Genomic DNA, 12,425 nt, shown 5'->3' with positions numbered 1-12,425 from the left:
ATGACCGGCAGCTCCCTCTACGCGCTTTCCATCGACGCACCGGTGTGCCGGTACGTCGACCTGGACAGCTTCACCGACCTCCCGTCCGAGGAGCTTCTCTCGGAGGAGGAACGCGCACGCGCCGACGGCTTCCGCTTCGCGCTGGACAGGCAACGCTACGTGGCCTCGCACGTCGCGCTGCGGCAGGCGCTGAGCGAGTACACCGGCCTGCATCACGCCGAGCTTCGCCTGTCGGTCGGCTCCTTCGGCAAGCCGTCGCTCACCGGACATGCGCGCACCCAGTTCTCGCTGAGCCACAGCCAGGGACTGGCGCTGATCGCCATCGGCGGGCGCGGCCCACTGGGCGCCGACATCGAGCTGCTGCGCCCGGTACCGGACGCGGCGATCCTGGCGGCCGAGCATTTCACGCGCAGCGAGCAGGAGGCGCTGGCCGCCCTGCCCGCCCACGAGCGCGACCGCGCCTTCCTCACCTGCTGGACCCGCAAGGAGGCCTGCCTGAAGGCCATCGGCGTGGGCCTGCTGGTGTCGTCGCAGAGCTTCGAGGTGGGGCTGGAGCCCGACTGCCGCAGCGTGGAGCTCTCGGTGGCCGGCCGCATCCTGTGGCTGGTGCTCGGGCCCGCGCCCGCGCGGCTGGACTGCGTGGGCGCGCTCGCCGAGTGGCGCCAGACCGAGGCGCGCGCGAACCGGCTCGGCACGGCAGGCCCCGCCGACAACAGCGGGTATGCCAACGGCCAGTCCCTCCGTCGGAAAGCGGGCGCCCCGGCTCGCAGCATGGAGACCGCTCCATGACGCGCTTCGAGCCGATCATGTTCGGGCCGGCCTCGCGGCAGGTCTTCGGCGTGTTCCACCCGGCCGAGGAAGACCGAGGCGGGAACGACACAGCCGTGCTGCTGTGCCCGCCCTTCGGCCAGGAGGGGCTGCGCACGCACCGCTTCTTCAAGGTGCTGGCGGAACGGCTCTCGCGCTCGGGCATCGCCACGCTGCGCTTCGACTTCTACGGCTCGGGCGATTCGCCGGGAGAGGAAATAGAGGGCGAGCTCGACGGCTGGCGCCGCGACCTGTGCTCCGCGCACGAGGAGCTGCGCCGGCGCGTGCCCGCCGCCTCCATCGTGTGGGTCGGCGCGCGGCTCGGCGCCACCGTGGCCGTGCTGGCCGCGCGCGGCGGCCGCTGCGATCCGGTGCGGCTGGTGCTGTGGGAACCGGTGATCGACGGGCGCCGCTACGCCCGGCTGCTGCGCGAGCAGCACGTGGCGGCGATCGACACCACCTTCTGCATCCCCGACCTGGCCTGGCGCCGCGACCTCGTGCAGGAGCCGGAGGCCATCCCGCAAGAGGCCCTCGGCACCCTGCTGTCGCCCGCGCTGCGTGCGCAGCTGGCGGCGCTGGTGCCCGAGTCGCTGCCGCTCACCGCGCTGCACGACACGCTGGTGCTGGCCGGCCCCGACGACGAGCGCACCGCCCAGTGGGCCGCCGACCAGCAGTCGCGCCACATGCCGGTGCGGCTCGCGTATTTCAGCCACCAGCTCGACTGGACCTCCGACCCCTACCCCAACAGCGCCATGGTCCCGGCCGATGCGCTCAACCGCCTCCAGGGGGCTCTTCATGAATGACGCGAAGTACGACCTGAAAGCGGCCGCGAAGCAGACGCCGCTGCTGTTCGGCCCCGGCAATGCGCTGATGGGCATGCTCACGGCGCCCGCGCGGCCGGCGCCGGGCGGCGTTGCCTGCCTGATGTTCAACATGGGCGCCAATCACCGCGTGGGGCCGCGCCGCATCAACGTGAAGCTGGCGCACCTGCTGGCCGAGCGCGGCGTGGGCAGCCTGCGCTTCGACCTCGGCGGCATCGGCGACAGCGACGCGCTCGACACGTCTTCCGACCTGCAGGTGCGCGCCGTGCACAGCCTGAAGGCGGCCATGGATGCGGCCGAGCGCGCGCTGGGCGCACGCCAGTTCGTGATCGTCGGCATGTGCTCGGGCGTGCAGCACGCGATGTCGGCCGCGCTGGCCGACAAGCGCGTGGTGGCGGTGTCGCTGTTCGACGGCTTCGCCTTTCCGGAACTGCGCGCCCGCCTGGAGCGCAACCTGCGCCGCGCGCTGGCCGCGCCCGCGCATCCCTCGTTCCCGGGCAAGGCCCGGCGCTGGCTGCAGCGCCGCTTCCTGCGCAGCCACTCGACCGTGCCGCTGCCGGGCTTCTTCGCCGAAAGGCGCGCGCCCGAAGCAAATGCGATCTGGTTCGGCGCGGCGCTGGAGCGGCTGGTCGAACGCAAGGTGGCGGTGCAGCTGCTGTATTCGGGCTCGCTGCATGTCTGCGACCGCGGCCGCGACCAGCTCGGCGCGCTCGCCCGCAAGCCCTTCACGCAGGGAGTGCAGTACGAGTTCATGGGCGAGGTCGACCACACGGTCTGCACCGAGCGAGGACAGCAGCTGTTCCTGCGCTCGGTGGGCGACTGGGTCACCGAGCGCTGCTTCGGCGCCGCCACCGAACGCCGCAGCCAGGAAAGCCGCGCGCCGGCCGGCGTGGAACCGGCCATGCCCACCACCTGGGCCGCGCCCTGATCGAGGCATCCCGGTCTCGCCCCATTCATAGCCAACACCAAACCAGCCTTCAACCAGCCCTTAACCAGCCGTCAAGGAGACCACCATGCAACGTCATGATCCAGCGACGCAGTCATGCGGAACGCGCCCTCTCGCAGCAGTCCTGGCCCGTGCGCAGGCCGAGTCGCGGCTGCGATGGCTGGGCCTGGCCCTGCTGTTGTCGCTCGGGCTGGTGGCGCTGTCGGGCTGCGCGCCGGGCTTCGGCTCGGTGGGGCCGCTCGGCTACGGCAAGACCACGGGCGACAGCACGGCCTCGGCCGACAGCGGAAAGATCATCCCGATCACGCCCGACCTGATCCGTACGCAGCTCGCGCAGAAGCCCAAGGGCCCGCCGGAGAACATCAAGCGCCTCTTCGCGGCGGCGCCGGTCTACACCATCGGGCCCGGGGACGTGGTCGGCATCATCGTGTACGACCATCCGGAGCTGCTGCCGAACGCCGGCGCGGTGATCGCGCAGCAGTCCGACCCCACCGGCGTGACCGTGGCGCCCGGCTTCATCGTCGACGCCAAGGGCGAGATCTTCTTTCCCTACATCGGGCGCACCAAGGTGCAGGGCCTGACCGAGAGCGGCGCTTCGGAGCTGATCGCGCGGCGCATCAAGGCCTTCATCAAGGACCCGCAGGTGACGGTGCGCATCCAGTCGTTCCGCAGCCAGCGCGCCTACGTGCAGGGCGAGGTGCGCACGCCGGGCCTGCAGATCTTCACCGACGTGCCGATGACGCTGTCGGAGGCCATCAGCCGCGCCGGCAGCTTCACCCAGGCCGGCGACCGCGCTCGCATCACGCTCACGCGCGGCGGCGTCTCCACCGAGATCAACCTGCCGATGCTGCAGTCGCTGGGCGTGGACGGCAACGGCATCCCGCTGCGCAACGGCGACGTGGTGAACGTCGGCACCCGGGAAGACAGCCGGGTCTACGTGATGGGCGAAGTGCGGGCGCCGTCCGCGCTGCAGATGCGCAACAACGGCCGGCTGAGCCTGAACGAAGCGCTGGGCGACGCCGGCGGCCCCGACCTGGCGACCTCCGACCCCGGCCAGATCTACGTGGTGCGCAACGCGCCCGACAACCTCGACGTGCAGCAGGTCTTCGCCCTCAACGCGAAGAACCCGGTGGCACTTGCGCTGGCCGACCGCTTCGAGCTGCAGCCGCGCGACGTGGTGTACGTGGACCGCGTGCCGCTGGTGAGCTGGAGCCGCGTGTTCAGCCTGATCCTGCCGGCCGCCCAGGTCGTCAACCTGGCCCGCGACACCGCCCGCCGCTAGGCGCCCTGCATCCGCTCCAGGAAAGCAACAGCAAGAGGTGACACCCATGAACGCGCGCTGGCAAGCTACGCTCCCCGCCCCCTCGGCGGCTCCCGTGACGGTGATCGAAACCACCGCCTGGGCCCGGGAATCCCGGTTCCACGAGTACCTCGACGTCCTGATCGACAGCCGCTGGCTGATTGCCGGCATCGCCGCGCTGGCGCTGCTGGCCGGCGTGGGGTATGCGCTGTTCGGCACGCGGGTGTACGAGGCCAACATCCTGATCCAGGTGGAAGACCCGGACCGCTCGGGCGGCAACTTTCCCGGCGACGCCAACGGGGGCGGCGGCATCAACGTGAAGACGCCGACCGCCGGGGAGACCGAGATCCTGCGCTCGCGCATGGTGCTGGGCCAGGCGATGGAGAACACCCTGCTCTACATCGACGCGAAGCCGCGCTACATCCCGGTGGTGGGCGAGTTCATCTCGCGGCATTCGAGCCAGCTTTCCTCTCCCGGCATCTTGGGCTACGGCAACTACGTCTCGGGCACCGAGAGCATTGCCGTGGCGCGGATGGACGTGCCGCCGGCGCTCGAGGGCAAGAAGTTCACGCTGGTCGCTGGAGCCGACGGCAGCTACACGCTGACCAACCCGGCCATCGAAACCCCGCTGCACGGCAAGGTCGGCGTGCCGCTGGAGGCGACCGTGCCCGGTGGCGCGCTGCACCTGCTGGTGGGCTCGATCGACGCCCGCCCCGGCGGCGCCTTCGAGCTGGTGCGCCATTCGAAGCAGCTCACGCTGCTGGGCCTGCAGAAGGACCTGCGCGTGGTCGAGAGAGGCAAGCAGTCGGGCGTGATGGACGTGAGCCTCCAGTCGGGCAACCGCAACCAGCTCGCGGCCGTGCTCAACGAGATCGCAGGCCTCTACGTGCGGCAGAACATCGACCAGAAGACGGTGCAGGCCGAGCGCGCGCTGGCCTTCCTGGGCACCGAGCTGCCGAAATTCAAGCAGCAGCTGGAGCAGTCGGAAGACGCCTACAACCAGTACCGCAACCAGAACGGCACCGTCAACCTGGACGACGAGGCGCGCAATGCGCTGTCGCAGAACGTGGACCTGCAGGCCAAGCTGTTCGACGCGAAGCAGAAGCGCCTGGACCTGGTGGGCCGCTTCACCTCCGAGCACCCGATGGTGAAGACGCTGGACGCGCAAATCGCCTCGCTCAAGAGGGAGCTGGGCACGGTCGACGGCCGCATCCGCCGCATGCCGATGCTGCAGCAGAACGCCCTGCGCATGCAGCGCGACATCAAGGTCAACACCGAGCTCTACGCGACGCTGCTGAACAGCTCGCTGCAGATGCGGCTGGCCAAGGAAGGCAAGGTTGCCAACGTGCGCGTGCTCGACCAGGCCCTGGTGGCCGAGAAGCCGGTGCGGCCGAAGTCGCTGATCGTGGTCGCGCTGGCGCTGGCCGGCGGCCTGTTCGCCGGCGGCGCCGCGGCGCTGGCGCGCAAGAACCTGAAGCGATCCATCGGCAGCCCTGAATCCATCGAGGCCGTCACCGGGCTGAACGTGTACACCACCATCCCGCTGAGCACGCAGCAGCGCGTGCTCGACCGCGCCGTGCGCGACGGCAAGCCCGGCATCAAGGTGCTCGCGGCGCTGCACGTGGAAGACCCGGCCCTCGAAGGCCTGCGGCGGCTGCGCACCGCGCTGAAGTTCGTGATGATGGGCGCGCCCAACAACCGCGTGCTGATCTCCAGCGCCACGGCCGGCGCGGGCAAGACCTTCGTGTCGTCGAACTTCGCCACGCTGCTGGCCGCCTCGGGCAAGCGCGTGCTGCTGATCGACGCCGACCTGCGCCGCGGCAGCCTGAGCGAGGAGTTCGGGCTGCAGCGCAAGGACGGGCTGTCCGACGCCATCGCCGGCGGCGTGCCGCTGGAGCAGGCCATCCACCACCACGTGCTGCCCTACCTGGACGTGATGTCCGCGGGCACGCTGCACCCGGACCCGGCCGGCCTGATGACCAGCGACGCCTTCGCGCACGCGCTGTCGACGCTCTCGACGCGCTACGACGTGGTGGTGGTCGACGCGCCTCCCACGCTGCTGGCCTCCGAGACCGCCGCGATGGCGCCGAGCATGGGCACCCTGCTGCTGGTGGCCCGGGCCGACAACAGCGAGATGGGCGAGCTGCTGGAAGCCAGCAAGCGCCTGGCCCACGTGGGCGCGGCCTTCCACGGCGTGGTGTTCAACGCGGTCGACACCTCCCGTCGCCACAACCGCAGCTATGGCTACGGCTACTACGGCTACGCCCCCGTGGCGCGCCGCGACCCGCCGTTCGCGCTGGACACGGCCGACACCGTCATGCCCAAGCGCATCCTGCCGGAGCACGCCGAATCATGAGCACGCTCAGATCTCCCTCTTCCACCGGAACGGGGCGGGGCCCCGGCAAGGCGGGCATCGGCGCGGCCGCCAACACGGCCCCGTACATGCCGCTGGGCGGCGCGCCCTGGCTGCGCCGCGCCAAGCGCGCGGCCGACATCCTGATGGCCGGCTCGTTCTTCCTCTTCTTCGGCTGGGCCTACCTGCTGATCTGGCTGGGCGTGCTCTACACCTCGGGCGGGCCGGCCATCTACATGCAGCCGCGCTACGGCAAGGGCGGGCGCGTCTTCAAGTTCTACAAGTTCCGCTCAATGGTGGCCGACGCCGACGCGGTGCTGGCGCGCCACCTGCGCCAGAACGAGGCCGCGCGCCGCGAGTGGGCCGTCTACCAGAAGCTGGAGCACGACCCGCGCATCACCCGCTTCGGCGCCTTCCTGCGCAAGTACAGCATCGACGAGTTCCCGCAGTTCTGGAACGTGCTCAAGGGCGACATGAGCATGGTCGGCCCGCGCCCCTGCATGTTCGCGCAGAAGGAGCTGTACGGCGACTACTGGGACCACTACTGCGCCGTTCGCCCGGGCATCACCGGCCTGTGGCAGATCAGCGGACGCAACGAGATCAGCTACCGCCGCCGCGCCGCGATGGACGCGGAGTACGTGGCCCACCTGTCGCTGTGGCGGGACTTCGTGATCCTGCTGAAGACCTTCGGGGTGGTGACGGGGGCGCGCGGGTCGCGCTAGCCCGGCCCACATACCGGCACCCGCATTTCCGCTCACTTCAACCACATCAACCACTTCACCGAAAGCTCATATGCGAATCTTTGTTGCAGGTCATCGCGGCATGGTGGGTCAGGCGACGGCACGGCGCCTGCGCGAACTGGGTCACGACGTGGTGACGAGAACCCACTCCGAGCTCGATCTCCTCGACCAGGCGGCCGTGGCCCGCTTCTTCGCGACGGAGCAGATCGACCAGGTCTACCTGGCGGCCGCCAGGGTCGGCGGCATCCACGCCAACATGACCTACCCGGCCCAGTTCATCTACGAGAACCTGGCCATCGCCACCAACGTGACGCACCAGGCCTTCGTCTCGGGCGTGAAGCGGCTGCTGTTCCTGGGCTCCAGCTGCATCTACCCGCGCATGGCCGAGCAGCCGATCCGCGAGGAATACCTGCTCAACGGCAAGCTGGAGCCCACCAACGAGCCCTACGCCATCGCCAAGATCGCCGGGCTCAAGCTCTGCGAGAGCTACAACCGCCAGTACGGCGCCACGCACGGCATCGACTACCGCAGCGTGATGCCGACCAACCTGTACGGCCCCGGCGACAACTACCACATCGAGAACAGCCACGTGGTGCCGGCGCTGATCCAGCGCTTCCACCTGGCCAAGATCGGCAACTCGCCCAGCGTGCTGATCTGGGGCAGCGGCCGCGCGCGGCGCGAGTTCCTGTACGTCGACGACATGGTGGAAGGCTGCCTCGCGGTGATGAACCTGTCGCGCGCCGAGTACGACCGCCAGACCGACGCGATGCGCGGCCACATCAACCTCGGCACCGGCGAGGACGTTTCCATCGCCGAGCTCACCGAGCTGATCCGCGACGTGGTGGGCTACGCCGGCACCATCCGCTACGACCTCGCGCAGCCCGACGGCGCCCCCCGCAAGCTGCTGGACGTCTCGCGCGCCAACAGCCTCGGCTGGCACGCGACGGTGCCGCTGGCCGAAGGACTGCGCCGCACCTATGCCGACTACCAGCAAGCGATCCGGCCGGCAGAGGAAGCCGAGCCCGTCCAGGCCCACGTCCACGTCTGAAGCAGCCATCCACTGCAGGCCCCCCATGCGCCCCCTCTCCTTCTGGTCTGGCATCATCTGCGCCATGCTCTGCGGCCTGGTCGATCCGGTATGGGGCTATGCGGCGGTGGCGGTGCTGTCGCTGGTGCAGCTCGCGATGCTTGGCGGTTCCGGCGGCAGCGTGTTCCTGCTGATCCACTACACGGCGATCCTCACCTACTTCTCGATCGCGCCGGCGATGCAGATCGCGAACGACCTGGAGTTCTGGGACGCGGGCGTCATGCGCACGGAGTCGCACACGCTGGCGCTGACGCTGCTGGTGCTGTACATGGCCGGCGTGGAAGCGGCGCGGCTGGGCGTTCCCGACGGGCCCGTGCACCATCCGGGGCGCCACGACAAGCAACTGGTGGGCGTGGCCCACCCGCTGCTCCTGCTGCTGAGCTGCTCGCTCGCGGCCTTCGCCTCGCTGTTCATCAAGCCCGAGCTCAACTTCGTGGCGCGCGGCATCGTGGGCGTGGGCGGCGAAGACAACGTGCCGATCGACTTCATCTTCTATTCCACGCTGCCCAAGCTGGTGGTCCTGCTGTGCTTCGTGGCGCTGGCCGTCCATGCGGTGCGCCGCAGGACGCCATGGTCCTGGTGCGCGGCCGGCCTGGCTTTCGCGCTGGCGCTGGCGGCGGCCAACCCGGTGAACACGGCGCGGCAGGTGCTGCTGATCGGGCTGCTGCCGCTGCTCATCCATGCGCTGGGGCGCGGCCGTCGCTGGCTGCTCGCGGGCGCGATCTTCGGCGCCATCGCAGGCCTGGGGCCGATGCTGAACCTGATCTCGCGCGGCAGCATGTGGGGCGAGGAGCTTCGCACCTTTCCCTTCAGCCAGGACTTCGACGCCATGTACGTGGTCGCGGGCATCCTGGAGCGCGCGCCCATTCCGGACCTGGGCTGGGGCCGCTACCTGCTGTCGGCGTTCTCGTTCTTCCTGCCGCGCGACCTGAAGATGTTTCCCGACTTCGACCCGCTGGGCTGGTCGGCCATCCTCGGCAACTTCTCGCAGAGCAACCTGTCGCTGCCGCCCTTCACCACCGCGTACTTCGACTTCGGGCTGGCGGGGCCGGCGCTCTTCGGCTTCGCGATCTCGGCCGGCTTCCGGGCGGTCGACCGCGCCGTCGATCCGAACCGGCCGGTGTCCAGCACCTACCTGGCCGCGCTGGTGCTGCTGGCCGCCTACGTGCCGTTCATGCGCGGGCCGATCCTGGGCTGGGGGCCTTTCATGGTCTCCGGCCTGATCGCCGCCGCCATCGCCGGCGCGCTCAGCTCCCGTGCGCGCCGCATGCCCGCGCGCACGCTGCGGCATGGCCTGCCGGGCGCCTGAAGAGCCCGGAAAGAAAGAAAAGAAGCCATGGCCGCTTTCCTCTACTACGACACCATCCGCTTCAACAAGGCGGCCGGCGGCGTGCTCAACGTGTCGGAGGTGCTGCTGCGCCACATGCGCCTGTCGCCGGAAGACCGGGTCGAGCCGGTGAGCGAGCGGCATCCGCGCCTCTTCGCGCTGGCGCAGCGCCTGAAGATCAGCCGCTTCGTGCTCGACACGCTGCTCTACAACTTCCATCGGCTGCGCACGCTGCTCACCGGCGAGCAGCTGTTCTCGGTGTTCCCCAACTACTACCTGCCGATCACGCCGCTGGGGCGGCACCGCGACTCGATCGTGGTCGTGCACGACCTGCAGTACAAGGCCTACCCGCAGTACTTCGGGCGCGGCAAGCGCCTGTTCCTGGACTGGAACCTGTGGCGCGCGGCGCGCAGCGCGGCGGACGTGGTCTTCATCAGCCGCAGCAGCCAGCGGGACTTCGAGCGCCACTTCGGCCGCTGCTGGCATTCGACGGTGATCTTCAATCCCGTGGATGCGCCCCGGCCCTCGGCAGCCCCGGCCGACATTGCCGCCCCTGCTGCCGGCGAGCGCTACCTGATCGCCGCCTACCACTACTACCCGCACAAGAACTTCGACGGCATCCTCGCCCTCTTCGAGCGCATGAAGAGCGCCGGTCTGGTCGACTACCTCGACATCACCGGCAACGGCGCGGACGCTGTCGGGCGCATGGTGTCCATGCTGGCGCCGGAGGTGCGCAGCTGCGTGCGGCACCGGGGGCTGGTTTCGCGCGAGGAGTTGCTGCGGCTGTACCAGGGCGCGACCGCCTTCATTTCGCTGTCCACCTTCGAGGGCTTCAATCTCTCGGCGGCCGAGGCGGCGACGCTGGGCGTGCCGCTGCTGCTGTCGGACATCCCGGTGCATCGCGAGCTCTTCGCCGACTACGCCTTCTTCGTGGGTGCCGACGACGGCGATCCGCAATCGCTCGCCCACGACCTCGCCCAATACCTCGCGCACCACGCGCACACGCGCCCGGCGTGGGCGCATGCCGCCACCTGCGCGCCCGCCAACGTCGCGGGGCGCTATCTCGTGCTCAAGCGCGGCGCGCTGTCGCTCGCGGGGGCCATGCCATGACGAGCTTCATGCCCTGCGCCATGCGCCTTCTCGCGGCGCTTGCGTTGCTGGCGGCGCTGCCGACGGCAGGCCACGCGCAGCCCTCGGCCCCTCCGGTGCCGGGCTTCGGCGTGATGGTGCACTACCTGCCAGACAAGCAGTCGATCGGCGAGATCAGGCGCTTCGACGTGGAGGCCTTCGCGTCCTCGCTCGCGGAAATGCGCGCCTCGCACCTGATCCTGACGCTCGGGCAGAACAACGGCCAATACATCGCACCGAATGCCGCGCTCGAAGTGCTGTGCCCATCCAGCGCCGCCAATCGATCGCCGCGCGACCTTCCGCTGGAGATCGGCCGGGCGCTGCGCAGCCGGGGCATCACGCTGATCCTGTACCTGCCGTTCCGCGCGCCGCAGGGCGACCGCGCGCTGATGGACTGCCTGGGCGACGTGTCGGAGCAGGAGCCTCCGCCCGCGCGCTTCATCGCAGCCTGGTCGAGCGTGATCCGCGACTGGTCGGAACGCTACGGCGTGCTCGCCAGCGGCTGGTGGTTCGACGGCACCTACAACACCAGGGGCATCACGCCCGCGGGCTGGGAAATGCTCTGCGGCGCGACACGCGCCGGGGCGGCCAGCCGGCTGCTGGCGTTCAACGCGGGCGAAGGCGCGGAGCGCTTCAGCGCCAAGTCGGCGCCCTGCCAGAACCTGATGGCCGGCGAATACATGCAGCCGCCCGCGCACCTGAGCAGGCCGCCGTCGGAGTTGACTTTCCACGTGCTGACGCCGCTGGGCGCCTCGTGGGGGCGCGAGTCTCCGGCGCGCTTCACCGCGGCGCAACTGCGCGACTGGATCTCCGAAGCCGCCGCCGCGAACGGGCTCTTCACGCTGGACATGCCCATCGACGCCACCGGCCGCTTTCTTCCCGCGCACGTGGCGCTCATGAAGAGCGTCACCGCGCGCAGCAAGCCATGAAGTCGCCCAACAACGAATCGCTGTCACGTCCATCAACCCTTCACCAAGTGCCATGAACCCTTCGCTGCCCTTCATCGTCGTCGAAGACCGCCAGAACAGGACCCTCGCGCTGTGCCGCGAATCGGCGGCGCTGGCCGGCGAGCCGCTTTTCGTGTTGTCGGACACCGACGCCGGCCCGGCCTACGAGCGCTTCTGCCGCTCGTACGTGCACCTGTCGAGCAACCCTCCGGAGTTCGAGAAGATCTGCTTTCGCCGCTACTTTCTGCTAGCGCGGTTTCTGGAATCCCATCCGGAAGTGCGCGATTTCGTGCTGGTCGACAGCGACGTGCTGCTTTTCCAGGGTGCCGGACTCCACATCAGGCGCCTGGCGGGCAAGGCCGATTTCTCCGGCTCCCGCATGCAGTCCGCCGACGACTGGAACCCCTGCCAGATCTCGCCGCACGTGAGCTACTGGACCTCGAACGGCCTGCGCCGCTTCGTGGCCTACGTGCTCGACAGCTACGCCACGCCCTCGGGCCGCAGGAAGCTGCGCGAGATCGCGGCGCGCTTCGCCGCGCGGGGCGTGCGCGGCGGCGTGTCCGACATGACGCTGCTCTACCTCTGGGCACACGCCACGGGCAACGACGACCCGATCAACCGGGTGCTCGACGGCACGGTCGTCGACCACAACATCAACGGCATGCACAACCTGCACCGCGGTGAATTCAAGGTGCTGGGCGGCGCCAAGCGCATCGCCTGGCGCGAGGGCAAGGCCTGGCTGACGAGCGCCACGGGCGACATGACGCAGGTGGTGGCGCTGCACTTCCAGGGCAGCGCCAAGATGGCAATGCCCTATGCGCTGCGCGGCCACATGCTCACCGTGGCGGCCGTCACCTACGCGCTGCAGATGGCGCGCCGCGCGAAGAACAACGCATTCCGCGCCGGTGCATTCGCGCGCCGGGTGTTCGACACGCGCCGCGTGAACCGCGTGCCGGCCGGCAAATAGCC

Annotated in this window: 11 protein-coding genes; all 11 read left to right on the top strand. The window is 69.8% G+C overall.

Annotated features, from left to right (window positions below; all coding sequences use genetic code 11):
• Positions 1-789 (top strand): 4'-phosphopantetheinyl transferase superfamily protein, encoded by a 789-nt coding sequence (locus FHT32_RS07735; RefSeq protein ID WP_176664052.1) that lies wholly within the window; start codon positions 1-3, stop codon positions 787-789.
• Positions 786-1,610, top strand: a complete 825-nt coding sequence (locus tag FHT32_RS07730; RefSeq protein ID WP_176664051.1) for a serine aminopeptidase domain-containing protein — start codon at positions 786-788, stop codon at positions 1,608-1,610. The genes FHT32_RS07735 and FHT32_RS07730 overlap by 4 nt, the downstream gene beginning before the upstream one ends.
• Positions 1,603-2,556 carry a hypothetical protein gene (locus FHT32_RS07725; RefSeq protein ID WP_256098915.1) on the top strand — a complete coding sequence of 318 codons (954 nt, stop codon included), beginning with the start codon at positions 1,603-1,605 and terminating at the stop codon, positions 2,554-2,556. Before FHT32_RS07730 ends, FHT32_RS07725 begins: the two co-directional genes overlap by 8 nt.
• Before the next feature lie 85 nt (positions 2,557-2,641).
• Complete coding sequence (locus FHT32_RS07720) at positions 2,642-3,856, top strand: polysaccharide biosynthesis/export family protein (RefSeq protein ID WP_176664050.1); 1,215 nt, start codon at positions 2,642-2,644, stop codon at positions 3,854-3,856.
• 46 nt (positions 3,857-3,902) lie between these two features.
• Positions 3,903-6,230, top strand: a complete 2,328-nt coding sequence (locus FHT32_RS07715; RefSeq protein WP_176664049.1) for a polysaccharide biosynthesis tyrosine autokinase — start codon at positions 3,903-3,905, stop codon at positions 6,228-6,230.
• Positions 6,227-6,949 (top strand): sugar transferase, encoded by a 723-nt coding sequence (locus tag FHT32_RS07710; protein WP_176664048.1) that lies wholly within the window; start codon positions 6,227-6,229, stop codon positions 6,947-6,949. Before FHT32_RS07715 ends, FHT32_RS07710 begins: the two co-directional genes overlap by 4 nt.
• Positions 6,950-7,019: 70 nt before the next feature.
• A complete protein-coding gene (locus FHT32_RS07705; RefSeq protein ID WP_176664047.1) occupies positions 7,020-8,015 on the top strand; it encodes a GDP-L-fucose synthase in 996 nt (331 codons plus the stop codon).
• Between the two features lie 25 nt (positions 8,016-8,040).
• Positions 8,041-9,363, top strand: a complete 1,323-nt coding sequence (locus FHT32_RS07700; protein ID WP_176664046.1) for a hypothetical protein — start codon at positions 8,041-8,043, stop codon at positions 9,361-9,363.
• Positions 9,364-9,390: 27 nt separating this feature from the next.
• Positions 9,391-10,491, top strand: a complete 1,101-nt coding sequence (locus FHT32_RS07695; protein ID WP_176664045.1) for a glycosyltransferase — start codon at positions 9,391-9,393, stop codon at positions 10,489-10,491.
• Entirely contained in the window at positions 10,488-11,438 is a 951-nt protein-coding gene (locus FHT32_RS07690) for a hypothetical protein (protein ID WP_176664044.1), read from the top strand. The genes FHT32_RS07695 and FHT32_RS07690 overlap by 4 nt, the downstream gene beginning before the upstream one ends.
• Positions 11,439-11,490: 52 nt before the next feature.
• Positions 11,491-12,423: a hypothetical protein gene (locus tag FHT32_RS07685; protein WP_176664043.1), complete on the top strand. Its 933-nt coding sequence runs from the start codon at positions 11,491-11,493 to the stop codon at positions 12,421-12,423.
• Positions 12,424-12,425: the final 2 nt, after the last annotated feature.

Origin of the sequence: Variovorax sp. SG517, assembly GCF_013376045.1 — a bacterium.
GTDB lineage: Bacteria > Pseudomonadota > Gammaproteobacteria > Burkholderiales > Burkholderiaceae_C > Variovorax.
This window is presented reverse-complemented; position numbering and strand designations above follow the sequence as displayed.